This is a genomic window from Sneathiella marina, from assembly GCF_023746535.1.
In the GTDB taxonomy this organism is placed as follows: Bacteria; Pseudomonadota; Alphaproteobacteria; order Sneathiellales; family Sneathiellaceae; genus Sneathiella; species Sneathiella marina.
Genome location: NZ_CP098747.1, coordinates 3,811,276 through 3,833,505, shown reverse-complemented (window position 1 = coordinate 3,833,505; position 22,230 = coordinate 3,811,276). Strand labels below are relative to the sequence as shown.

Sequence of the window (22,230 nt, the reverse complement as noted above, 5' to 3'; positions counted from 1 at the left end):
GGGTGGGACGCTCCCATATTTTACATTTTGCTCGCAATTAAATCCTGAAGATTTACAGCAGGCCGTGCACCATAATGGCTGATGATCTCTGCAGCGGCAATAGATCCGATCCGGCCGCTATCATATAAATTTCGCCCATTTGTATATCCAAACAAGAAGCCGGCGGCGAAAAGATCTCCTGCACCTGTTGTATCCACGACCTCGACATTCTTTTCTGCCGATATTTCATGTGTGTCACCGCCATTGACGATCACAGATCCCTTTTCGCTTCGTGTCAAGCAGGCAATGTCGACCTGGTTTCGAACTGCATCCATGGCCTCGTCGAAACTGTCTGTCTGATAGAGGGATTTAACTTCATCCTCGTTGGCGAAAAGGATGTCGACGCCTTGTTGAATAAATTCTTTAAACTCATCTCTATATCGATCGACACAAAAACTATCGGAAAGCGTGAGCGCTACCTGTTGATTTGCTGAATGAGAAATGGCGGCGGCTTTTCGAAAGGCTTCTTTTCCCTGTTCCGGATCCCAAAGATAACCCTCCATATATGTTACTTTTGAGGACGCAATCATATCCGGATCAATATCTTCCGGGCCGAGCTCGATACAGGCGCCCAGATAAGTATTCATAGTCCGATGAGCGTCGGGTGTTACAAGCACAAGGCATCTGGCTGTTGCCGCGCCATTTGTGCTTTTTGCCGTTTCGAATGTAACGCCGATTGCCTGAATATCATGGCTGAATATTTCTCCCAGCTGATCATCCCGTACTTTTCCGATATACGCGCTTTTGCCGCCAAGTGAAGCGATACCTGCTGCCGTGTTGCCGGCCGAGCCACCGGACATTTCCAATGAAGATTGCATTTTGCCATATAAGTCTTCTGCACGATCCTTATCGATCAGCATCATGGCGTTTTTCGTCAGGCCTTCATCTGCCAGAAACTTGTCATCGGTTTTTCCAATAACGTCAACGATGGCATTTCCAATGCAGGTGGTGTCAAACTTTTGGGACGTCATAAAATTTCTCGTTACTCAATAATCAGGACGGGGCGAGTATAGAGCTTGCGGCGTTTCGAGCAAGGGAAGGCTGTACAAAGCCGCTGTTTTTTGCCATCAATACAATATGACAGATTTAGTAAAAATGACCGCGACAGAAGTTGTGGCACTGCTCAAAGCGGGAGAGGTATCCCCGCATGAGTTAATCGATGCGTCAGAAAAGCGTATTTCGGAAACTGATGATACGGTAAATGCCTTGCCAACCCTATGTTTTGACCGTGCGCGCCAGCATGCCGATGCATTGTCAAAAGAGTCTCTATCAGATCGCCCGGATCATCATCTGCATGGTCTTCCCATTGCCATCAAGGATCTGACACCGGTAAAAGGCGTTCGCTTTACGATGGGGTCGACAATTTATACAGATCAGATTGCAACCCATTCTGATTTGATGGTGGAGCGGCTGGAAGAGCGTGGCGGTGTTGTCGTGGCAAAAGCCAATACACCGGAATTTGGGGCCGGCGCGCAAACATTTAATGAAGTGTTTGGTACGACAACCAATCCGTGGAACAGTTCCAAAACACCGGGCGGTTCATCCGGCGGATCGGCGGCGTCGCTGGCGGCCGGACAGGTCTGGCTTGCACAAGGAAGTGACTATGGTGGAAGCCTGCGTATCCCCGCCAGCTTTTCCGGTGTGGTCGGGCTACGGCCTTCACCCAAGCGGATACCTCACGGCCCTTCCGGCCTGCCATTTGGACTAAATGCCGTTGAAGGGCCGATGGCCCGGAACGTGCCTGATGTCGCATTGATGTTGGATATGATGGTGGGAGAGCATATGGCCGATCCCGGTAGTTTACCAGCGCCTCAAACGTCCTATGTAGAATGCCTGAAATCAGTTCCAAAATTCGGCAGAGTTGCCTATAGCCCCGATCTTGGTGTCTGTCCCATTGATCCGGAAGTTGCCGACATTTGTGCTGCTGCCGCAAAGGAATTCACAAATTACTGTGCTGGTGTTGAAGAAGATTGTTTTGATTTGTCAGATGGCGATGAAATGTTTCATGTGTTGCGAGCCGCTCAGTTTTCCGCTGCCCATGCCCCAAAACTGGAAAGCCACCGTGACCAGTTAAAACCAGAATTTATCTGGAACGTTGAAAAAGGATTGAAGCTCACGTCCGAGGATATTGGCAAGGCCCTTCGGGACCAAGCGGCACTTTATCACAGCGTCGTGGAATTCTTCGGTAAATATGATTTGCTGATATGTCCGACCGTGATGGTCCCGCCCTTCGATCACTCCTTGCGATATATTGAAGAAGTAAACGGCCAAAAATTCGATAATTACCTTACCTGGCTGTCGATGACGTATTTGTTGACGAATACAGCCTGTCCGACGATTTCAGTGCCGTGCGGATTTACCAAAGATGGATTGCCGGTGGGGTTACAGATAATGGCGCCAAATAGTCGCGAGGATATTGCCTTGCAGGCTGCTTACGCATACGAGCGTGATCATGATTTTGCCTCCCAAGTCCCCATTATGCCAAGAGTTCCGTCTTAAAAAAATTAAACTTGTTGCACAGAAAGCGAAGACAACATACATGATCCGTAATCTGACCAGATCAAAAAGATATGAGGGCGTGACGTGTATTCAGCGATAACATTGGCTATCGGACAGCTTGGCGATCCTGCTTTTCGCTCCGTTTTACTGAAAGCACTGGCCCTGACGGTGGTGATTTTTTTCTTGCTTGGCGTGGGTGCAACGACGGTTTTTTCTTCCTATGTTCCCAATTTTCAATGGGAGTGGGTCAATACGGTGCTGAGCGCACTAACCGGTCTCGGTTTCGTTGTTGGCGGGTTTTTCCTGTTTCCGCTGGTTATCAGTGCGCTGATTGGGCTGTTTCTGGATGATATTTCAGATGCAGTAGAAGAAAAGCATTATCCCAACGACGAGAAAGCACATGATGTCCCCATAATGTCCAGTATTTGGGATGCCGTTAAGTTTCTCGCTGTGATCATCATTTGCAACATTATCGTACTTCCCCTTTACTTTATCCCCGTCATCAACTTGTTTGTGTACTATATTTTGAACGGATATCTTATCTCGAGGGAATATTTTCAGATGGTCGCTATTCGTCATCATGATGTTGATGATGTCACCCGGCTTCGCAAATCGAAATCGACGGAATTATTCATTTTGGGCGTGATTATCGCCTTTTGCCTCACTATTCCAATTGTAAATTTGATAACGCCAATCGTTGCCACGGCTGCCATGGTTCATCTGTATAAAAAACGCGTGGGGAGTAAAAGCGTGAGTTTGGTTCCTTAATGCGGCTGTTGATAATTTATGCTGCACTGGCAACGTTTCTTTCTGCATGCGGATCGAACAGCAGCGTGTCGAATTCCGGCTCTATTCTACCGGAAAAAGCCAGCCAGCCGGCAGTTGCAGGTAAGGGGCCTGCGGCCCCAAAAGCACTGGTTCAGAAACCTTCGGCGACACCAACGGTAGAGATTGCAAAGCCTCGAATTCTGTTGGAGCCCGAAATTATGATCGGGCAATCGGTCGTTGACGTGCGGGAAGTGTTTGGTGCGCCAAGTTTGCTTCGCATCGATAATCCGGCGGAGGTATGGCAATACCTGGTCCCGGAATGTGCACTGCATTTGTTTTTCTATCCGGATCGGACGGATGGTCAGCTAAAAGTCAGCCATATTTCCATAAATGGCCGAAAAAGGGTGACTGCATCAGAACTGGATCCTAAGCTGTGCTTCAATAACTATCTTCGCGAAATCGGAGCTGAAGATGCGTTCGCTGCAAGTGGAACATCTTGAAAAATGGAGTAGGGAAAGGGATTGCAATGTCTGACATCAGCCAGCTTGAAGTACGTAATCTGTTTCGTCATCTCCAGATAAACGAGGCTGAGAAATTTTTTGCACAAGTGAGGGATGATGTTCAATGGACAGTTAAGGGAACCCATCCGCTGGCAGGCCATTATCAAAGCAAGCAGGCATTTCTAAAAGCGACATTTTCGCGGCTTAATCTGATCTTGCAAGAAGGCGTTGTGCTTAAAGTAGAGCATATCTTTACGGCGAATAACACGGCAGTGGTTGAAATGAAATCGCTGTCGACTGCCAAAAACGGCAAACCGTTCAATAATACCTATTGTTGGGTAGTGGAGTTTGATGGCGACAAGAAGATCGCGGCAGTTCGAGCCTATTTGGATTCCGCTCTTGTTCAGCAAGTCGTTGATGAAAATGAATAATTTCAAATCACAGTGCGGCAAGGAATTCCATATTGGCGATCAATAAATCAGAAGTTCAGGAAATTTTTTCACATTGGGAGGCGGGGCAGCCGGACAAATTTTTTAATAGATTGGCTGAAGATTTTGAATGGACCGTTATGGGGACGCACCCGCTTGCAGGTGTTTTTAAGGGAAAAGAAGCATATATGAAGGGCGCCTTTAATCGCTTGAGTAAGGTTCTTAAAGACGATGTTCGCCTGGAAGTTATTGCGATTTATGTGGATGGGCAAACGGCTGTTGTCGAATTGAAGTCATTTATGACGGCCATAAATGGCCACCCGTATCACAATTCGTATTGCTGGATCGTTCGCTTTGACGAAGAAAAGCAGATTTCGGCTATTACAGCTTATCTGGATAGTGCTCTTTTAAAGCAGATTATCGAAGAAAATGAATAAATATCCGATGAATTAATGCCCCTTACTCAGGCAGCAGTTTTCCTTTGAATGAGCATAAATCGGAGACAATACAACGAGAGCATTCCGGTTTGCGAGCTTTGCAAATATAGCGCCCATGAAGAATAAGCCAGTGATGCGCATGGCGTAAAAATACCTTGGGAATTCGTTTCTCGAATTTGCGTTCCACTTCAAGAGGCGTTTTTCCAGGTGCGATGCCTGTGCGATTGCCTAAACGGAACAAATGGGTATCGACGGCAATGGTTGGTTGGCCAAAAGCCATATTCAGCACGACATTTGCAGTTTTTCGGCCCACACCCGCCAGTTCTTCCAACTCTTCCCGGGTTTGAGGGATCTCGCTGTTATGGTTCTGGATCAAAGCTTCACAAAGCTTGATGACATTTTTGGCCTTGGTTTTATATAGACCGATGGATTTTATATAATCCCTTACCTGATCTTCGCCAAGCGCCAGCATTTTTTCCGGTGTATCGGCGACAGCGAACAGGGGGCCGGTTGCTTTGTTGACGCCGATGTCTGTTGCTTGGGCAGACAAAACAACGGCGACGAGCAGGGTAAACGGATTGATATAATCCAGTTCTCCTTGAGGATCCGGGTTATCTTCTTCAAGGCGCCTGAAAAATTCATGAATATTTGCTTTTTTCATCCTATGTTATTGGCATAGGGTAAATGTATTCGCAATGACCAAATTGAGGTGCCATGCGGGATTCGGGCAATGATGCGATTGAGACGGACGATAGGGCTGCTAAACCGGGCGGCGGATCCTTTTATATTGCGCTGCATCCGAGCCGGAGCCTCTCGCGAAAGGGATTTCTAATCCTCATGTCGGCAATTACCGGTATCAGCTTTGTTGCAGGAATAGTTTTCTGGTCCATGGGTGCTTGGCCGGTGTTCGGATTTTTCGGCCTTGATGTGCTGCTCATTTTCGGTGCGTTTCATCTCAATTTCAGGGCGGGTCGTCGTCGGGAAGTTATCGAGATCAAACGGGATATGGTTTTGATTACCCGAATATCGCCGGATGGCCGGTCGCGCCGGGATGAATTTCAGGCCTATTGGGCGCGCAGCCTTTTGAGCAAAGGCCAATTATGGATTACTAATCGTGGCCGCAGTTACGAAATCGGCAGCTTTCTGGGAGAAGAAGAAAAAGAGGAAGTGCAGGGTTTAATTGCACAGGCGCTGAATACCTATCGGACAGGTGGATTTCTTCAATCGCCCAACCCCAGTACATCCATCATATCGTAATTCCCTGCCGGTTTACCCTGCGCCCAAAGCGCTGCGCGAACGGCGCCGCGGGCGAAAATGGATCGATCGCCGGCTTTATGGGTAATTTCAATACGTTCATTATCCGCAGCAAACATAACCGTGTGTTCGCCAACGACGTTACCACCTCGCAATACCGCATAACCGATATCACCCTTTTTACGCGCTCCAGTGATCCCATCCCGACCGCGATCGGCAACGGTATCATGATCGACATCGCGCCCCTCTGCTGCAGCCTTACCAAGGAGCAAGGCCGTGCCTGATGGGGCATCTACTTTATGGTGGTGATGCATTTCAAGGACTTCAATGTCAAAGTCGTCATCCAGCAACGCCGCAATCTTTTTTGTCATCTGCGCCAGAAGATTAACACCAAGGCTCATATTTGCCCCTTGCACAATAACCGCGTCATTGCCGCAGGCGGTTATTTCAGCTTGCTCTGAATTGCTGAGCCCGGTTGTTCCGATAACATGGATAGTGTGATGTTTTGCGGCGAGTTTGGCATTCGCCACTGAAACGGTTGGTGTGGTAAAGTCGATCACGGCGTCGGATTGTTGAAACAGAGAATTTGTATCGTCACTGACGCATATTCCGGCAGCATCTAGCCCGGCCAAAGCCATGATGTCCTGACCAATGAAGTCAGAGCTTGCAGGTTCAGTCCCCCCACATATTTGGCATCCAGCGGTTTGACTTACCTGATTGACCAGCATCCGCCCCATACGACCGGCACAGCCAACGATACCAATTCTTAAATCACTCATGTTATTAAACTCTCAAAATTTCGAGGCTCCGTCTTTAGCATAGTTACATCAGCCTGGCGAGATGGATCGAATATTTTGAGCTAGTCTTTCAAATCAGCAAGAAAGTCTTTCACGCGGGAGAAGAAGCCCTCTGATTCAGGGCTATGCGCCCCTTTTCCTTCTGATTCAAATTCCCTGAGAAGTTCTTTTTGACGCTTCGTCAGGTTCACCGGTGTTTCAACAATCGTGTGAATATACATGTCCCCATGGCTATGGGAGTTCATGATCGGCATTCCCTTGGAGCGCAGTCTGAATTTACGTCCAGATTGTGTGCCTGCCGTAATAGCGACTTTTGCGCGCGCGCCATCGAGCGTTGGCACTTCAATGTCGCCGCCCAAAGCAGCGACTGACACTGGGATTGGAACCCGGCAATGAATATTTTGGCCGTCACGCTGGAAAATACGATGATCTTTGACACTTAGAAAGATGTACAAGTCTCCAGACGGTCCGCCGCGCATACCCGCTTCGCCTTCACCTGACAGACGAATGCGGTTGCCATCATCGACCCCTGCAGGAATATTGACTGACAGGGTCTTTTCTTTGCTTGTCCGCCCTTCACCGCGGCAAGATTTACAGGCGTTTTCAATAATCTTACCCTGCCCTTGACAGGATGGGCAGGTGCGTTCAATTGTAAAAAACCCTTGCTGCGCTCGTACTTTTCCGTGGCCTTGGCAGGTATTACATGTCACAGGCACAGAGCCCGCTTCGGCACCGCTACCGTCACAGCTTTCGCATTCGACGGTTGTGGGGATTTTAATTTCCATCTGTTTGCCGTTGAAGGCTTCTTCCAGAGAAATTTCAAGATTATATCTTAAATCGGAACCCCGGCCACCGCCACTTCGTCCGCCGCCGGGCTGACCGCCCATGAAATCTCCGAATAGATCTTCGAAGATGTCACTGAAACCGCCACCCATTCCTCCAAATCCAGCACCGCCACCTGCACCACCCTGTTCGAAGGCAGCATGGCCATATTGGTCATAGGCACTACGTTTTTGCGGGTCTTTCAGGATTTCATAGGCTTCGTTAACTTCCTTGAAGGAAGCCTCCGCATCGGTATCTCCCGGGTTTCGGTCCGGATGATACTTCATCGCCTGCTTGCGATAAGCCTTTTTCAAATCGGAATCGCCGACATTGCTGTCAACACCGAGGATTTCATAGTAGTCGCGTTTCGCCATATCTAGATCAATCACTCAACGAAATTCCGCCCCGAGAGGGTTGTGCCTCATCGGAGCGGCTTATTCAAGGGTAAGAATAATTCCGGGTTATTCGTAATTTATTCTTACTTGTCTTTTTTGTCTTCGTCGACTTCTTCGAAATCGGCGTCAACAACATCCTCGTCAGAAGTCTCGCTTTCCTCGGAAGTTTCGGTATCGCTTTCTGATCCAGCTTCTTCAGCTTCGGCTTGTGATTGGGCATAAAGTGCTTCACCAAGCTTCATGGAGGCTTCTTGTAACGCTTCCATCTTGGCACTGATGGCCTCAATGTCGTCGCCTTCTTTTGCTTCCTTAAGCTCGGCAAGGGCGGCTTCAATCGGCGCCTTCACATCTTCTTCAACTTTGTCGCCGGCTTCTGCCAGGGTTTTTTCCGTCGCATGAATGAGGCTATCTGCCTGATTCACAATCTCGACTTTTTCCTTCCGGGCCTTGTCTTCAGCTGCATGTTCTTCCGCATCCTTGACCATTTGATCGATGTCAGAATCACTTAGACCGCTTGAGGCCTGGATCTGGATTTTCTGTTCCTTGCCGGTGCCTTTATCTTTGGCTGAAACATTGACAATACCGTTGGCGTCAATATCGAAGGTTACCTCAATCTGGGGAACGCCACGCGGTGCGCCCGGGATATCGGTCAAATCGAAATTGCCGAGTAATTTATTGTCCGCTGCCATTTCGCGTTCCCCTTGGAAAACCCGAATTGTAACAGCCTGTTGATTGTCTTCTGCCGTTGAGAAAGTCTGGCTTTTCTTGGTCGGAATTGTTGTATTCCGATCAATAAGACGGGTAAATACGCCGCCAAGAGTTTCAATACCCAAAGACAAAGGCGTTACGTCAAGAAGCAAGACATCCTTGACATCACCTTGCAACACACCGCCCTGGATCGCGGCGCCCATGGCAACAACTTCATCCGGGTTTACACCCTTGTGAGGCTCGCATCCAAAAAAGTTCTTCACTGTCTCATGAACTTTAGGCATCCGGCTCATACCACCAACGAGAATAACGTTGTCGATTTCACCTTTTTGCAGGCCAGCATCTTTCAGCGCTTTTTCACAAGGAGGTAATGTCCGTTTAATCAGGTCTTCCACCAAATTCTCGAACTGCGCCCGTGTGAGCTTCAGTTGCATATGTTTGGGGCCCGATGCATCCGCTGTGATAAACGGCAGATTAATCTCGGTTGCCTGTGTTGAGGATAGCTCGATTTTTGCCTTTTCCGCAGCTTCTTTCAAGCGTTGCAGAGCCATCTTGTCAGACCGCAGATCAATGCCCTGTTCTTTCTTGAATTCGTCAGCGAGATAATCGACCAGCGTCAAGTCGAAGTCTTCACCGCCCAGGAACGTGTCACCGTTTGTTGAGCGGACTTCAAAAACGCCGTCGCCGATTTCAAGAATGGAGACGTCAAAGGTACCACCGCCCAGATCAAAGACTGCAACAGTCTGGTTTTCCTTGTCCATACCGTAGGCAAGGGCTGCAGCCGTTGGCTCGTTTATAATCCGAAGGACTTCGAGACCGGCAATCTTACCGGCATCCTTTGTTGCCTGACGCTGAGCGTCATTGAAATAAGCGGGAACCGTAATAACGGCCTGCGTGACGTTTTCCCCAAGATAGCTTTCAGCGGTTTCCTTCATTTTCTGCAAGATGAAGGCTGAAATCTGGCTCGGAGAGTAATTTTCGCCGCGCGCTTCTACCCATGCATCGCCATTATCAGCTTTGATAATGTTATAGGGAACCATCGCTTTATCTTTTTGCGTCGTCTTGTCGTCGAACCGGCGGCCTATAAGACGCTTGATGGCGAATAATGTATGTTCAGGGTTTGTAACGGCCTGCCGTTTTGCGGCCTGGCCAACTAGTTTTTCACCGTCTTCAGCGAAGGCTACAATGGACGGGGTTGTCCGGGCGCCTTCTGCATTTTCGATAACTTTCGCATCTTTTCCATCCATGACGGAGATACAGGAGTTTGTCGTTCCTAAGTCAATTCCAATTACTTTAGCCATATTTTCCTCTTCTCGATTGGCAGATCAACGCGGCCACATCATGCACCACAATGATCCCCGGGCTTTAAACTGTTCGGTTATTCGTCGTGTATATAAGTTCGAAATGCCCTCAATGCAAGGGTTGGAATAGGCATGATGACGCTAATTTACCAGTTTTTTTGGCTGTATCTGGAACAAGGACGTTTGCATAGCTGATATGTTCGATCATTTCTTTACGTTCGAGCGACTGTTTGATAGGAGATATGGTCAATTTTTTAACAAAAAAGGGGGATCAGATGACCGAAACAAGCTCATCTGGAAAAATTACTTCAAAACCCTCCTTATTTACACCAGAAGAATCGCGTGGACTGCTGAGCGCTCTGGGCGCTTTCCTCATCTGGGGTGTTGCTCCTGTCTATTTCAAGTGGCTTTCGCATGTATCTCCTCTGGAGATCATTTCACATCGTATTGTTTGGTCGCTCATTTTCGTTTTGTTTGTGGTTGTTGCCACAAAGAATCTGACGCATTTTATCGCGATTTTTAAAGATAAACAGAAACTCGTTATATTTTGCGCGACAACCATATTGATTGGGTTGAACTGGCTTACTTTTATTTGGGCAATCGCCAATGACAGGATATTGGAAGGAAGTCTGGGATATTACATCAACCCGCTCGTGAATATTCTACTCGGCATGTTGTTTTTGGGCGAACGATTGAACAAATGGCAAACCGTCTCCGTATCGCTGGCGGCCGTTGCTGTTGCCATAATGACCTGGCAGATTGGTGTTTTACCCTGGGTCTCTCTTATCCTGGCTATATCCTTCGGATTTTACGCCTTGCTGCATAAGAAGGTTCAGGTGGCGGCGCCGGTCGGACTAGCCGTAGAAACAACAATTCTCTTTCCATTTGCTCTGGGGTTCGTGCTCTATCTGACCTTTACGTCGACGGCGGGATCATCTGCTGAGATCGAAAACACGGGTTTTTCGAGAGAGGCGGCGAGCCTCCTGCTGCTGATCGGTACCGGTGTTGTGACGGCTATGCCGTTGATGTTGTTTTCCAACGCAGCCCGGTATCTGAAACTTACAACCATCGGGGTGATGCAATATCTTGCGCCGACGATGCATATGGTCATTGCAATTTATATTTATAACGAACCGTTTGATAGCTCCCGGCTTGTTGCCTTCGGCTTGATCTGGATAGGTCTTGTAATCTTTAGCGTCGATGGATATCGCAACAGAAAACGGATGTCCTAGATTTGTGATATGATGCTTCCTGAGGCTCAGGAGTATTGAATGACGGTCATCTCAGCAAGCTACAAAACAGACATTCCGGCTTTTTACGGTGATTGGTTCCACCAGCAATTAACGCAGAATTTTGTTGAAACCAGAAATCCCTTTAATAATAGAAAATCAACTATCCCGTTGTCTCCAGAAGAGGTTGATGCGTTCGTTTTCTGGACACGAAACGCGGGCCCTTTTTTACCGGTCCTGTATAATAAAATTGTTGATCAGTACCCATTTTACTTTCAATTCACCATAACGGGGTATCCCCGGCTACTTGAACCTTCCGTTATTCCCTCAGACGATGCTGTTTCACAGATGGTCTCAATCGCCCGCAATTTTGGGCCCCATGCCGTTGTTTGGCGGTATGATCCGATATTTGTATCCGATTTAACCCCCTTGGATTTTCATCTTGAGAATTTCAAGAAGCTTTCCCGGCAACTGGAGGGTGTTGTGAATGAGGTTGTCGTGTCCTTCACACAACCCTATGCGAAAACAAAACGTAATCTGGCCCGGCTGGAGAGAAAAACGCCAGTCAATTTTCGAGATCCCCCGGATGAAATCAAACACCCCTTTTTGATGAAATTGCAGAAAATAGCGGCCGCGTCGGGGATACATATGACGCTCTGTACCCAACCGGCACATGTGACAGAACAACTACCCGGAGCTGCCTGTATCGACATGGATAGAATTATTGCAATGGGCGGAACGAACATAAAACCAGGTTTGCAGGGTAACCGTGCAGGATGCTTATGCGTCGCGTCGCGAGATATCGGTATGTATGACAGCTGCGCCCATGGCTGTGTCTATTGCTATGCGGTAAATAGTCCTGAAAAAGCGAAAGCCGCGCTTAAATCCCATAAGCGCGGCTTGGCAATAACAGGTTAATTTCTGCAGCAGTATCAACTACGCCTTCTGATCAACCTTCACATCTGCTTTTTTCTGGCCACCCTTGGCGACGCCCACCATAGCTGGACGCAACAATCGATCCGCAATGGCATAGCCTGTTTGAACAACTTGCAAGACGGTGCCGGGCTCGACAGCCGGGTTTTCCACTTCGAACATGGCTTGATGCTGATTGGGGTCGAATTTCTGGCCCTCCGCTTCAATTTTCTTAATCTTATGTTTTTCGAACGTATTCAAAAGCTCTGATTCTGTAAGCTCGATGCCTGCCAGAACATGTTTGACGTCTTCTTGTTCCCGTGCCTGCGCTGGAATGCTGTCAATCGCCCGCCGCAAATTGTCGGAAACAGCCAGCATATCACGCGCGAATTTGGTGACGGCATAATTATGCGCATCTTCTTTCTCACGGGATGCCCGGCGTCGCATATTCTCGACTTCTGCCATGGCGCGCAGAATTTTATCCTTCAATTCAGCAATCTCGGCCGCTTGCTCTTCAACAAGACTGTCTTCAGCCGGTGCGGCTGGCTCGCCTTCGCCGTTTGGCACAGAAGGTTCTTGCACCACTTCTGAGTCAGCAGTCGGGGTGGCCATTTGATCGTCAGTTTGATCATTTGCCGGAGGGGTCTGTTTCGCGTCGTTCATTCTCATGTCATCCTAATAGTAATTCTAGTCCAACAATCCACCAATTATCTTTGCCGTATAATCAACCATGGGGACTATGCGGGCGTAATTCAATCGGGTTGGTCCTATCACGCCGATAGCGCCAACAATTTGATCCTGGCTATTCTGATATGGAGAGATAATCATTGATGTCCCGGAAAGCGAGAAAAGATTGTTCTCTGAACCAATAAAAATTTTCACTCCTTTACCACCTTCTGCCAGTTCAAGCAATTTCATACGTTCCTTTTTTGCTTCCAGCGTATCAAAAAGCTCCTTAATTTTGTCAAGATCCTCAAGCGCTTGGACATTTTGGAGTAAATTTGAATGCCCTCGTACAATTAGCGTTTCCCCGCCGCCCCAACTTGCAATGTCGCTACTAATGAGATCTTGCGTCAATTGGTCGATTTGCACCTGATGGGTGTCCAGTTCACGCTGAATTTCGCTTTTTGTCTCCTGCAGCGTTTTACCGGAGAGTTTCGCATTTAAGTAGTTTGTCGCTTCCTGAAGGGCAGAATCGGACAAGCCCACGGGTAATTCTATGGCCCGGTTTTCAACCATGCCATTTGCCGTCACAATAATGACCAATGCCTTATCGATACCAAGCCGGACGAATTCGATTTGTTTTACGGAACTGTCTTTTTTAGGCGCAATGACCAAACCCGCACAATTGGATAGGCCTGATAGCATTGAGGAGGCTTCCGACAGTGTTTCCTCGATATTCCGTCCTTCAATGATACAGCGTGCCTTGATGTCGATGCGTTCTTCTTCGGTCAAATTACCGACTTCCAGGATACCATCGACAAAAAGCCGCATCCCCAATTGTGTCGGTAGCCGACCTGCGGATGTATGTGGGGAATAGAGAAGTCCGGCGTCGACCAAATCCGCCATCACATTTCGAATGGACGCAGGAGACAAATCCAGTTGCGGTAGCCGCGACAACGTTCGGGATCCAACCGGCTCTCCCGTTTGTACGTATGATTCCACGATATTTCGAAAAACAGCGCGGCTCCGTTCGTTGAGTTCCTGGATAGACATCGGGTCAGCCGATAAATTCGTAAAATAAAGACATGGGTGAGAATGTAGTGATCCACGGTGCTTGCGTCAATCTGGAGCAGGGGTTACAACGAGCGGCGACAACGTTTTTCATGTAAAGGATATTTTATGCGCCCTTCCGGTAGAGCACTTGACGAGTTACGTAACATTAGTATGGAACCTGGATATGCAAAAAATGCAGAAGGGTCTTGTTTTATCAAATGTGGCGATACACATGTCCTGTGCACGGCAAGCGTCGAGGAACGCGTCCCGCCCTTTTTGCGTAATTCCGGTAAGGGATGGGTTACGGCCGAATACGGCATGCTGCCGCGCTCAACGGGCTCTCGCATGGGCCGGGAAGCGGCTCGGGGCAAGCAGCAGGGTCGCACCGTGGAAATTCAAAGACTGATCGGTAGATCTTTGCGTGCGCTGGTCAATATCGAAGGCTTCGGCGAGCGGCAAATAACGGTTGATTGTGATGTCATTCAGGCGGATGGCGGAACACGGACCGCGTCTATAACCGGTGCCTATGTGGCGCTTTATCAGGCCTTTGATAAGCTTGTCGAGCAGGGAAAGATATTGGAAGTCCCGATGAAAGGCCAGGTTGCCGCTGTTTCTTGCGGTTTGTACAAGGGGAACCCGGTGCTGGATCTTGATTATCCGGAAGACAGTAACGCACAGGCAGACGCAAACTTCGTGCTGACCTCAAATGGGCACATTATTGAGATTCAAGGGACAGCGGAAGAAGACCCGTTCTCTGAAGCACAGTTTGGCAGTCTTTTTAGTCTCGCAAAAAAAGGAGTCTCGGAGCTGTGCGCAATGCAACGTGAGGCGCTGGGAATTTGACAAGCAGCCGAAAATTTACTGGCCCCAAACTGGTTGTTGCAAGCCATAACCCCGGAAAGGTTCGTGAAATTCGGGCGCTGCTGGAAGAATTTGGGGTTACACCTGTATCCGCAGGGGATATGGGACTGCCGGAACCCATCGAAGACGGGGAGAGCTTTATCGCCAATGCAAAGATAAAAGCATTGGCGGCGGCACGGGCGACAAATATTATAAGCCTGAGTGACGACTCGGGGTTTGCCGTTGATATCCTTGACGGTGCTCCTGGGATTTATTCTGCGAGATGGGCCGGGCCTGAAAAGGACTTCTCCCTCGCCATGCAGACTGTTGAAGACAAACTAAAAGAAAAACAGGCCAGCGATCCGGTGCAGAGGTCCGCATCATTCATTTGCGCGCTGACACTTGCCTGGCCTGACGGGCATACGGAAAGCTTCGAGGGTCGCATAGACGGTACGGCAGTCTGGCCACCGCGAGGGTGCAATGGATTTGGATATGATCCTGTATTCGTACCAACCGGGTTTGACCAGACTTTTGGCGAAATGGACCCGTCCGCCAAGCATGCGATGAGCCATCGAGCGAACGCATTTCGGCAGTTGATTGATGCGTGCTTCTCAACAACCTAATATTCCCGATCCGGGATTTGGCGTATATTTTCACTGGCCGTTTTGCCGGAAGAAATGCCCCTATTGTGATTTCAACAGTCATGTCAGGGAGACTGTGGATCAAGCACGATGGTCGAAGGCGTTACTTGCAGAGCTGGATTATTTTGCGTCTTCTCATCCCAAGATACCAGTGACGAGCATTTTTTTCGGTGGCGGAACGCCCTCTCTCATGTCGCCTGAAACGGTCTCCAAGTTGATTGAAGGCGTCCGTTCTCACTTTCCGTTTTCAAAAGACATAGAAATTACGCTGGAGGCCAACCCGACATCTGTAGAGGCAGCATCTTTTGACGGATATCGCCACGCGGGCGTGACCCGGTTATCTATGGGAATCCAATCCCTGCGCGATGAAGCCTTGCGGTTTTTAGGGCGAGAGCATTCGGTCTCGGAAGCGCTTGCAGCTATCGAAACAGCGCGAGCAGTCTTTGACAACATATCCTTTGATCTTATTTATGCATTGCCGGATCAAACAACATCACAATGGCAGCAAGATCTGACGAAAGCTTTGAATTTGGCCGGTGATCATTTGTCATTATATCAGCTGACTATTGAGCCCAACACGGGGTTTGCCGGCGCCGTCCGGCGAGGTGAATTCATGATTCCCGGTGATGAAAAATCAGAAGCTCTTTTCGAAATTACGCAAGTTATGTGTGAAGATGCGGGCCGGCCGGCATATGAAATTTCCAACCATGCACGCCCCGGGTTTGAATGCCGTCATAACCTGACTTACTGGCGGTACGGGGAATATCTCGGAATTGGTCCCGGAGCCCATGGCCGGTTTGATCTTGCCGGTGTTCGGACGGCATCCCGGCAGCTTAAACGTCCGGAAGCCTGGTTAAGGGAAGTCGAAGAGAAAGGACATGGGACAGAAGCACTGGACGCCCTTCCTGATCCGAAAGACCGTGCCGAAGAGCTTATGTTAATGGGGCTGAGACTAACCGAAGGCGTCTGGTTTGAAAATTTTGAGCGATCAGTTGGCAGTCCGTTACAGGCGTTCCTCGACCTTGACCGTTTGCAAATGCTGACGGAAAACGGATTGATGGAAATAGATGAAGAACATATTTGGGCAACAAAAAGCGGTCGGCTGGTGCTCAACAGTCTTTTGCCGGAAATCCTGGCGGGTTAGTTAATAAGCTGCTCAAATCCCTCTGGCGCAGGTTCAATAATTAACAATTCCCGTCGTCCGACTTCAAGGACAGCCAACCCGCGCTCGGCAATACCATTTTCCGGAAAACGGAATATACCGTCATATCCAGTAAACCCGTTGGCATTTTCAATGGAAACACGATCAAATCTTGCCTCAGGAGGGTCTTGCGCCAATAAGCCAGCCAGTGCTGTCGCATCATAGGCGAGACTTGCAATGCGAGACGGCGGATATTGGTAAATCTGCTCAAATCGCGCCTGAAACGCTTTTGCCTTTTCTGGAGACGGTGCCGAGAACCAGCCACCAACCAGTGCGGGTTCTGAGGTCAGGGACTGATCCGCCCAAAGACCCGTGCCGATAAACTGTACCACTTCGGGGTCAATATCATAATAGGAAAGAAGCGGCGCTAATTCCTTCAAACGGGCGCCGCCTTCGGGAATGATAAGGGCATCGAAAGAGACATCCCCAAAGGTATCCATTTTTTCGAGCTTTTCGACATACTCCTCAGATGCTGTATCGGTTTCGTTTTCATACAGCTTAATTTCTTCTTCAAGCTGCTTTTGACGTAACGTGTAGTCCCCCATAATCTTCGCAATTTCATGCAGGTCTTGCGCGCCCTGCTCGACATTGACAGGATATCGCATAACACGGTCAATATTTAGCCCCAGGGTATCTCCTGACGCAAAAACATTATTGATCACCGCATCTCCGTAAGGCGAATCCGGTGCGAGGACGGCGAAATTCAGCAATCCCTGGCGATAGGAAAACTCCATTATTCGCTGAACCTGCTGGCCGACAGTCAACCCCATGACAAACACGCCGTCTCCGGCTACTGTCGTGTCCGTAGAGAAAGTTACGACATTGACGTTGCGGGGGCGAGCGAGGGCGCGCACGGGACCAACCGACGTTGAGAAGAGCGGACCCAGGATGAGTTCGGCGCCAGCAACAAGCGCTTCTGCGGCAGCGCTTTCCGCACCGCGGGTTGTGCCCTTCGTGTCGTAAGGCATCAGTTGCAGTTGTGGATTGTTGAGGTCGAACAGAGCCATATTGGCGGCCCGTAAAAGATCGTTCCCGATATTTTGATGCGCCCCTGACAGAGGTAGAAGAATAGCAACTTTGACAGAGGAGGTCGCGGTACCGAATTCGGGAACAGCCGTTCCTATAACAGAAGGTGCCGGCTCTATAAATCGCGAATACGGATCAAAAGGAGCTGCCGTCGGTGTATTGGCCAGGTCTTCATAGGGGGAATTGCTTTTCGGGGGAAGAAGCTTGTCAAGATCCTGAGAGGTTGCCGTGCTTGCATTCGCAAGGTCTTTTGCTTCTTGATCACTGTCAGCTGCCGGTGTTTGCTGACAGGCGGCAATCGCAACTGACAACAGCGCGATTGCGCTGAAGGATAGTGCCGAATTCCAGACCGCCGCCATCCGCGATCGAGACACGATTTTTAAAAGAAACAAGACCGACACTCCCTTGACCCGATACGGGATTACTATATCAGAGATTAGGTAACCAAAAAGCCGCGGGCAAGCAAATAGTTTAACTAAAGTTCTAAGCCCCTAATAGGAAACATTTAACTAGGGCAATAATTTGGCGCATTTGCGAAAAGACGAACAAAGGCAAAACAGAAAGCGAGCTTACTTCCGGGGGCGCACTGCTGAAACCCTGGCGTCGGCTTATCTTCGTTGCAAGGGCTATCACATTGTGGCGCGCGGTTACAGAAAACCGTTTGGGGAGATTGATATAATTGCCCGCCGGAACAATCTGCTCATTGCGGTTGAAGTCAAATCGCGGCACCAAATGCAAGCAGCGCTTTATGCCGTTTCGACGAAGCAAAAATATCGTATCAATAAAGCTTTGGAAGCCTTTGTCATGGAAAGGCCAAGATTTAGTGATTTTACATTGCGAATGGATGTTCTGCTTTTCACGTCGTTTCTGCGATTGCCACGTCACATTGAGAATGCATGGTGATTGTCTTAACATCGAGTGTTTTAACATCCGAATTTAAGGGCTATAGTAGTCGGCGAAAGCCCTATCGTGATGCGAGGAATGAAAGAAGGTATTTGTTATGAAAACCGTTGCGTTTATTTGTTTTTCCCTTTTAGCAATGTCCTTCTTATCCGGTTGTGCAGGAGTGATCCTTGGTGGTGCCGCGGCAACGGGCGTGGCCGTCGCCGAAGAGAGATCGGTGGGGACAATTGTAGATGATGCGACTATTGCGACGCAAATTCGGGGTAAGATTTTTGATAAAAGCGAACCCTTGTTCACCGATACTGCAACAACCGTTAATGATGGTATTGTATTGATCACCGGCCAGGTACCTACGCCGGATGACCGGATAGAGCTGGCCCGTATCGCCTGGAGTGTTCAGGGCGTAAAGCAGGTCCATAACCGGACGACGGTAAAGGGCCAGGGCGAGAACCCTAATTTCGCCTCAGACGCCCTCATTACGACGAAGCTTAAATATCAACTTCTTGCTGATTCCAAAATTATGAATATTAACTACTCGGTTGAGACGGTGGGTAAGGTCGTCTATTTGATGGGCGTTGCACAAAACCAGGCAGAGCTGGACCGCGTCGAAGCGCATGCGAAGGAAATCTCTGGCGTTCGGAGCATTGTTAGTTATGTGCAACTCAAAAGCGCGCTCTATAAAAACAAAACTTCTTGAGCAATAATGTTGCATCAGAAGGACTTCGCACCCATCTGAGCATTATGACAGTGGCGCAAAAATACTGAAATAAAGAGCAAAAAAATAATGAGTCTTATCGTTGCCCTTCAAATGGACCCAATCGAGGATGTTGACATTGACGGAGACAGTACCTTTGTTCTCGCTCTGGAAGCACAGGCGCGCGGCCATAAACTGCTTCATTACGGTCCTCAGGATCTTTCCTTTTCGAGCGGCGAGATTATAGCCGCCGCCCGACCGATAACAGTGGCGCGGGACAAGGGGAACCATTTTACCGCAGGCGAAGTTGAACGCATTGATTTGTCAAAAGTGGATGTTGTCCTGATGCGCCAGGATCCGCCCTTTGACATGTCTTACATTACGGCCACACATCTATTGGAGCATATCCATCCAAAGACCCTTGTTGTGAATGATCCGGTTAGTGTCCGAAACGCGCCGGAGAAGCTGTTTGTTACACATTTTGAAGGTATTTTGCCGCCGACATTGATTTCAACGAACATTGATGAAATCAAATCTTTTCGGTCTGAACATAAAGACATCATTATCAAGCCACTTTATGGAAATGGCGGTGCCGGCGTCTTTCATTTGAAGCCGGACGATGAGAATCTCTCCGCCCTTTGCGAAATGTTTACTGAATTTTACCGTGAACCGATGATTGTCCAGAAATACCTGCCGGAGGTTCGCCAAGGTGACAAGCGCATTATTCTGGTAGATGGAGAGCCTGTCGGTGCCATTAACCGCATTCCTCAAGAAGGTGAAGTTCGCTCAAATATGCATGTGGGCGGGAAGGCGGTAAAATCCCAACTAACCTCCCGCGAGCGGGATATTTGCGATGCTATTGGTCCGGCCCTGAAAGAACAGGGATTGATTTTCGTCGGAATTGACGTGATCGGCGATTACCTGACGGAAATCAATGTTACGTCACCGACAGGGCTTCAAGAGATAAACCGCTATGACGGTGTCAAACTAGAAGCAACGATCTGGGATTGTCTGGAAGAGAAAATTCTCTGAATGATCCTGTTTCCCTATCGGCAATGCAGCATTAACTACCCGGTTTGATCATCAGTGCTGGCATCTGCGGCGGCGCGCTGAACTGCGGCTGTGCCTTCTTCGGCTGCGCTTTTGCTGCTGTATCCCTGACTGGTTAGAATAACTTCGTGGTTTCCAGCTTTAAGATTGAAATACCATTTGTCGTTTTTGCCTTCAAAAACGGAATACCGGTCATTGTCAGCAGCGTTCTTTTTTACCGATTCAATGCCGTTTAAGGCACTGGCTTTAGCTTTATACCCTTCAGATGCGCCAACATTTTCGCCGTTTCCAGCCTTCAGGCGAAATCTGTATTCGCCCCCCTTGTCTTCATAGAGTTCAAATTTACCCGCCATATGTCCGGCTCCTTCCATCTGTTGCGTATAAAATATTATAATAAAGCGGGGCGGGCGCAAGAATATTATCAACTGCCGCACAGATTAATGAAAAAGAAACCCGGAGCGCTCCGGATTTTATAAAATTTCCTTTTGCGAAATACATGCTATATTAGTTTTGAAATATATATTTATTTAATCAGGACGAGTATGCAATCAACGATCAAGACTGTGGCTTTTTTGGGTTTGGATGTTCTGCAGGTCAGTGTCCAGGTTTTGATGGCCGCGGGATTGCCGGCTTTCACAATTGTCGGCCTTCCCGATAAATCCATCGCTGAAAGTAAGGAAAGGGTGCGGGCGGCGCTGACCTCGCTAGGCGTTGGATTACCACCGAAACGGATTACCATAAATCTGGCTCCGGCGGACTTGCCGAAAGAAGGAGCGCATTATGATTTACCCATTGCTTTGGGGATCCTGACGGCAATGGGAATTTTACCCCAGGAAGAACTGGAAAGTTATTTTGTATTGGGAGAGCTTTCCCTGGATGGCCAATGCAATCCGGTTTCCGGTGTTCTGCCGACGGCGGTGGAAGCCGTTGCACGGTCCCTTGATATAATTTGCCCGGGCGCCAGCGGCTCCGAAGCGGCCTGGGCCGGTGATCTTGATATACTCGCGCCAAACAGCCTTTTGGCGTTGATCAATCATTTTAAAGGAACACAAGTGCTTTCTCCGCCCAGGAAAGGGGATATCATCGAGGGCCCTCAAGCCCTGCAAATCGAAGACATCAAGGGCCAGGAAATGGCGAAACGGGCCCTTGAGGTTGCCGCCGCGGGTGGCCATAACCTCTTGATGACGGGACCACCGGGCTCCGGTAAATCCATGCTTGCCGCCCGGTTGCCGGGACTGCTTCCTCCTCTCGATGCAGCCGAAGCGCTGGAAGTGAATATGATTTCCAGCATTTCCGGAGAAATGAAAGAAGGCAAAATTTCCCGGCAGCGCCCCTTTCGAGATCCCCATCATTCAGCCTCTGTCGCGGCCATGGTTGGCGGTGGCCGCACCGCAAAACCCGGAGAGGTCTCCCTGGCTCATTTGGGCGTCCTGTTTCTGGATGAACTGCCTGAGTTTAATCGGCAAGTACTGGAATCGCTCCGGCAACCGGTCGAGGCCGGCAAGGCCGTGGTGGCCCGGGCCAATGCACATGTTACCTATCCGGCACGCATGCAGCTTGTGGCAGCAATGAACCCCTGTCGTTGCGGTTATCTGGACGATGCATCACAAGCCTGCGCCCGGGCACCGAAATGTGGCCGGGAATACCGGGCAAAAATTTCAGGCCCGATGCTGGACCGTATCGATATTCATGTGGATGTTCCCGCCGTATCCGCGCTGGATTTAACGCAACCGCGGCAATCGGAAACCACTCAAACCGTTGCCGGTCGCATTGCCCGTGCCCGGGCCTTGCAGAGGCAGCGGTACGAAGAAATAGTCCATCCGGTGAAACTTCGCATAAATGCCGATATCGACGGTGAGTTACTGGAAAGATTCGTGATTCTCGATGAAAGCGCCAAACCGCTGCTGGAGGAAGCGATGGTAAAGTTCAAAATGTCCGCAAGAGGATATCACCGCGTCCTCAAAGTCGCCAGAACACTGGCAGATCTGGTTGAAAGCGAGGAGGTGGGGCGTATGCAAATTGCCGAAGCGCTGGAATACCGCCACCGGTTGATGGCAGGTTGATCGGCGG

At 49.2% G+C, this 22,230-nt stretch carries 24 protein-coding genes; 15 read left to right on the top strand and 9 right to left on the bottom strand.

All coding sequences use genetic code 11. The features are described from left to right. Positions 1 to 20: 20 nt before the first annotated feature. The gene (locus NBZ79_RS18525; protein WP_251934142.1) at positions 21 to 1,010 is read right to left on the bottom strand and encodes an adenosine kinase; all 990 of its coding nucleotides are present in this window, start codon (positions 1,008 to 1,010) and stop codon (positions 21 to 23) included. 124 nt (positions 1,011 to 1,134) lie between these two features. Between NBZ79_RS18525 and NBZ79_RS18520 the strand changes: the two genes are divergently transcribed. The 5 genes from NBZ79_RS18520 to NBZ79_RS18500 all read left to right on the top strand — a co-directional run bounded on the left by NBZ79_RS18520 (position 1,135) and on the right by NBZ79_RS18500 (position 4,671). Beyond that, positions 1,135 to 2,538: an amidase gene (locus tag NBZ79_RS18520; RefSeq protein ID WP_251934141.1), complete on the top strand. Its 1,404-nt coding sequence runs from the start codon at positions 1,135 to 1,137 to the stop codon at positions 2,536 to 2,538. Between the two features lie 84 nt (positions 2,539 to 2,622). Beyond that, positions 2,623 to 3,306 carry an EI24 domain-containing protein gene (locus NBZ79_RS18515; protein WP_251934140.1) on the top strand — a complete coding sequence of 228 codons (684 nt, stop codon included), beginning with the start codon at positions 2,623 to 2,625 and terminating at the stop codon, positions 3,304 to 3,306. Further along, the gene (locus tag NBZ79_RS18510) at positions 3,306 to 3,806 is read left to right on the top strand and encodes a hypothetical protein (protein ID WP_251934139.1); all 501 of its coding nucleotides are present in this window, start codon (positions 3,306 to 3,308) and stop codon (positions 3,804 to 3,806) included. Before NBZ79_RS18515 ends, NBZ79_RS18510 begins: the two co-directional genes overlap by 1 nt. Positions 3,807 to 3,832: 26 nt before the next feature. Then, positions 3,833 to 4,237, top strand: a complete 405-nt coding sequence (locus tag NBZ79_RS18505; protein WP_251934138.1) for a nuclear transport factor 2 family protein — start codon at positions 3,833 to 3,835, stop codon at positions 4,235 to 4,237. A 32-nt stretch (positions 4,238 to 4,269) separates the two neighbouring features. After that, complete coding sequence (locus tag NBZ79_RS18500; RefSeq protein ID WP_251934137.1) at positions 4,270 to 4,671, top strand: nuclear transport factor 2 family protein; 402 nt, start codon at positions 4,270 to 4,272, stop codon at positions 4,669 to 4,671. A gap of 22 nt (positions 4,672 to 4,693) precedes the next feature. Here the strand turns inward: NBZ79_RS18500 and nth are convergent, their stop codons facing one another. Continuing rightward, entirely contained in the window at positions 4,694 to 5,332 is a 639-nt protein-coding gene (gene nth, locus NBZ79_RS18495) for an endonuclease III (RefSeq protein ID WP_251934136.1), read from the bottom strand. 53 nt (positions 5,333 to 5,385) lie between these two features. On the opposite strand from nth, the gene NBZ79_RS18490 reads away from it, so the two are divergent. Further along, a complete protein-coding gene (locus tag NBZ79_RS18490; RefSeq protein ID WP_251934135.1) occupies positions 5,386 to 5,928 on the top strand; it encodes a DUF2244 domain-containing protein in 543 nt (180 codons plus the stop codon). Here NBZ79_RS18490 and dapB read toward each other — a convergent pair. From dapB to dnaK, 3 genes are all read right to left on the bottom strand, one after another. Continuing rightward, positions 5,892 to 6,704, bottom strand: a complete 813-nt coding sequence (gene dapB / locus NBZ79_RS18485) for a 4-hydroxy-tetrahydrodipicolinate reductase (protein ID WP_251934134.1) — start codon at positions 6,702 to 6,704, stop codon at positions 5,892 to 5,894. The two genes, NBZ79_RS18490 and dapB, sit on opposite strands and share 37 nt — an antisense overlap. An 80-nt stretch (positions 6,705 to 6,784) precedes the next feature. Further along, positions 6,785 to 7,918: a molecular chaperone DnaJ gene (dnaJ, locus tag NBZ79_RS18480; RefSeq protein WP_251938108.1), complete on the bottom strand. Its 1,134-nt coding sequence runs from the start codon at positions 7,916 to 7,918 to the stop codon at positions 6,785 to 6,787. Positions 7,919 to 8,022: 104 nt separating this feature from the next. Continuing rightward, the gene (dnaK, locus tag NBZ79_RS18475; protein ID WP_251934133.1) at positions 8,023 to 9,948 is read right to left on the bottom strand and encodes a molecular chaperone DnaK; all 1,926 of its coding nucleotides are present in this window, start codon (positions 9,946 to 9,948) and stop codon (positions 8,023 to 8,025) included. 275 nt (positions 9,949 to 10,223) lie between these two features. Between dnaK and rarD the strand changes: the two genes are divergently transcribed. Then, complete coding sequence (gene rarD / locus NBZ79_RS18470; protein ID WP_251934132.1) at positions 10,224 to 11,180, top strand: EamA family transporter RarD; 957 nt, start codon at positions 10,224 to 10,226, stop codon at positions 11,178 to 11,180. Positions 11,181 to 11,219: 39 nt separating this feature from the next. Further along, on the top strand, positions 11,220 to 12,095 hold the full coding sequence (locus NBZ79_RS18465; RefSeq protein WP_251934131.1) for a DUF1848 domain-containing protein: 876 nt from the start codon (positions 11,220 to 11,222) through the stop codon (positions 12,093 to 12,095). An 18-nt stretch (positions 12,096 to 12,113) separates the two neighbouring features. Here NBZ79_RS18465 and grpE read toward each other — a convergent pair whose 3' ends face one another. Next, positions 12,114 to 12,758 carry a nucleotide exchange factor GrpE gene (gene grpE / locus NBZ79_RS18460; RefSeq protein ID WP_420854550.1) on the bottom strand — a complete coding sequence of 215 codons (645 nt, stop codon included), beginning with the start codon at positions 12,756 to 12,758 and terminating at the stop codon, positions 12,114 to 12,116. Positions 12,759 to 12,776: 18 nt separating this feature from the next. Then, complete coding sequence (gene hrcA, locus NBZ79_RS18455; protein ID WP_251934129.1) at positions 12,777 to 13,805, bottom strand: heat-inducible transcriptional repressor HrcA; 1,029 nt, start codon at positions 13,803 to 13,805, stop codon at positions 12,777 to 12,779. Between the two features lie 126 nt (positions 13,806 to 13,931). On the opposite strand from hrcA, the gene rph reads away from it, so the two are divergent. The 3 genes from rph to hemW are packed head-to-tail and all read left to right on the top strand — an operon-like array spanning position 13,932 to position 16,430. Next, positions 13,932 to 14,648 (top strand): ribonuclease PH, encoded by a 717-nt coding sequence (rph, locus tag NBZ79_RS18450; protein WP_251934128.1) that lies wholly within the window; start codon positions 13,932 to 13,934, stop codon positions 14,646 to 14,648. Then, positions 14,645 to 15,268 (top strand): RdgB/HAM1 family non-canonical purine NTP pyrophosphatase, encoded by a 624-nt coding sequence (gene rdgB / locus NBZ79_RS18445; protein WP_251934127.1) that lies wholly within the window; start codon positions 14,645 to 14,647, stop codon positions 15,266 to 15,268. Before rph ends, rdgB begins: the two co-directional genes overlap by 4 nt. Next, a complete protein-coding gene (gene hemW / locus NBZ79_RS18440) occupies positions 15,246 to 16,430 on the top strand; it encodes a radical SAM family heme chaperone HemW (protein WP_251934126.1) in 1,185 nt (394 codons plus the stop codon). The genes rdgB and hemW overlap by 23 nt, the downstream gene beginning before the upstream one ends. Here hemW and NBZ79_RS18435 read toward each other — a convergent pair. Next, complete coding sequence (locus NBZ79_RS18435) at positions 16,427 to 17,905, bottom strand: penicillin-binding protein activator (RefSeq protein ID WP_251934125.1); 1,479 nt, start codon at positions 17,903 to 17,905, stop codon at positions 16,427 to 16,429. The two genes, hemW and NBZ79_RS18435, sit on opposite strands and share 4 nt — an antisense overlap. Before the next feature lie 130 nt (positions 17,906 to 18,035). Between NBZ79_RS18435 and NBZ79_RS18430 the strand changes: the two genes are divergently transcribed. From NBZ79_RS18430 to gshB, 3 genes are all read left to right on the top strand, one after another. Then, on the top strand, positions 18,036 to 18,416 hold the full coding sequence (locus tag NBZ79_RS18430; RefSeq protein WP_251934124.1) for a YraN family protein: 381 nt from the start codon (positions 18,036 to 18,038) through the stop codon (positions 18,414 to 18,416). Between the two features lie 97 nt (positions 18,417 to 18,513). Further along, positions 18,514 to 19,113, top strand: coding sequence for a BON domain-containing protein (locus NBZ79_RS18425; protein WP_251934123.1), 600 nt, complete (start codon positions 18,514 to 18,516; stop codon positions 19,111 to 19,113). A gap of 87 nt (positions 19,114 to 19,200) precedes the next feature. Then, positions 19,201 to 20,142, top strand: coding sequence for a glutathione synthase (gene gshB / locus NBZ79_RS18420; RefSeq protein ID WP_251934122.1), 942 nt, complete (start codon positions 19,201 to 19,203; stop codon positions 20,140 to 20,142). Between the two features lie 35 nt (positions 20,143 to 20,177). On the opposite strand, the gene NBZ79_RS18415 is transcribed toward gshB, so the two are convergent. Beyond that, the gene (locus NBZ79_RS18415; RefSeq protein WP_251934121.1) at positions 20,178 to 20,513 is read right to left on the bottom strand and encodes a YegP family protein; all 336 of its coding nucleotides are present in this window, start codon (positions 20,511 to 20,513) and stop codon (positions 20,178 to 20,180) included. A 189-nt stretch (positions 20,514 to 20,702) separates the two neighbouring features. On the opposite strand from NBZ79_RS18415, the gene NBZ79_RS18410 reads away from it, so the two are divergent. After that, a complete protein-coding gene (locus NBZ79_RS18410; protein WP_251934120.1) occupies positions 20,703 to 22,223 on the top strand; it encodes a YifB family Mg chelatase-like AAA ATPase in 1,521 nt (506 codons plus the stop codon). Positions 22,224 to 22,230: the final 7 nt, after the last annotated feature.

Bases quoted from the DNA above. Each gene is read 5' to 3' on its own strand.
- NBZ79_RS18525 (WP_251934142.1), bottom strand. From the start codon at position 1,010: ATGACGTCCCAAAAGTTTGACACCACCTGCATTGGAAATGCCATCGTT.
- NBZ79_RS18520 (WP_251934141.1), top strand. From the start codon at position 1,135: ATGACCGCGACAGAAGTTGTGGCACTGCTCAAAGCGGGAGAGGTATCC.
- NBZ79_RS18510 (WP_251934139.1), top strand. From the start codon at position 3,306: ATGCGGCTGTTGATAATTTATGCTGCACTGGCAACGTTTCTTTCTGCA.
- NBZ79_RS18505 (WP_251934138.1), top strand. From the start codon at position 3,833: ATGTCTGACATCAGCCAGCTTGAAGTACGTAATCTGTTTCGTCATCTC.
- nth (WP_251934136.1), bottom strand. From the start codon at position 5,332: ATGAAAAAAGCAAATATTCATGAATTTTTCAGGCGCCTTGAAGAAGAT.
- NBZ79_RS18490 (WP_251934135.1), top strand. From the start codon at position 5,386: ATGCGGGATTCGGGCAATGATGCGATTGAGACGGACGATAGGGCTGCT.
- dapB (WP_251934134.1), bottom strand. From the start codon at position 6,704: ATGAGTGATTTAAGAATTGGTATCGTTGGCTGTGCCGGTCGTATGGGG.
- dnaJ (WP_251938108.1), bottom strand. From the start codon at position 7,918: ATGGCGAAACGCGACTACTATGAAATCCTCGGTGTTGACAGCAATGTC.
- dnaK (WP_251934133.1), bottom strand. From the start codon at position 9,948: ATGGCTAAAGTAATTGGAATTGACTTAGGAACGACAAACTCCTGTATC.
- rarD (WP_251934132.1), top strand. From the start codon at position 10,224: ATGACCGAAACAAGCTCATCTGGAAAAATTACTTCAAAACCCTCCTTA.
- NBZ79_RS18465 (WP_251934131.1), top strand. From the start codon at position 11,220: ATGACGGTCATCTCAGCAAGCTACAAAACAGACATTCCGGCTTTTTAC.
- grpE (WP_420854550.1), bottom strand. From the start codon at position 12,758: ATGAGAATGAACGACGCGAAACAGACCCCTCCGGCAAATGATCAAACT.
- hrcA (WP_251934129.1), bottom strand. From the start codon at position 13,805: ATGTCTATCCAGGAACTCAACGAACGGAGCCGCGCTGTTTTTCGAAAT.
- rph (WP_251934128.1), top strand. From the start codon at position 13,932: ATGCGCCCTTCCGGTAGAGCACTTGACGAGTTACGTAACATTAGTATG.
- hemW (WP_251934126.1), top strand. From the start codon at position 15,246: ATGCGTGCTTCTCAACAACCTAATATTCCCGATCCGGGATTTGGCGTA.
- NBZ79_RS18425 (WP_251934123.1), top strand. From the start codon at position 18,514: ATGAAAACCGTTGCGTTTATTTGTTTTTCCCTTTTAGCAATGTCCTTC.
- gshB (WP_251934122.1), top strand. From the start codon at position 19,201: ATGAGTCTTATCGTTGCCCTTCAAATGGACCCAATCGAGGATGTTGAC.
- NBZ79_RS18415 (WP_251934121.1), bottom strand. From the start codon at position 20,513: ATGGCGGGTAAATTTGAACTCTATGAAGACAAGGGGGGCGAATACAGA.
- NBZ79_RS18410 (WP_251934120.1), top strand. From the start codon at position 20,703: ATGCAATCAACGATCAAGACTGTGGCTTTTTTGGGTTTGGATGTTCTG.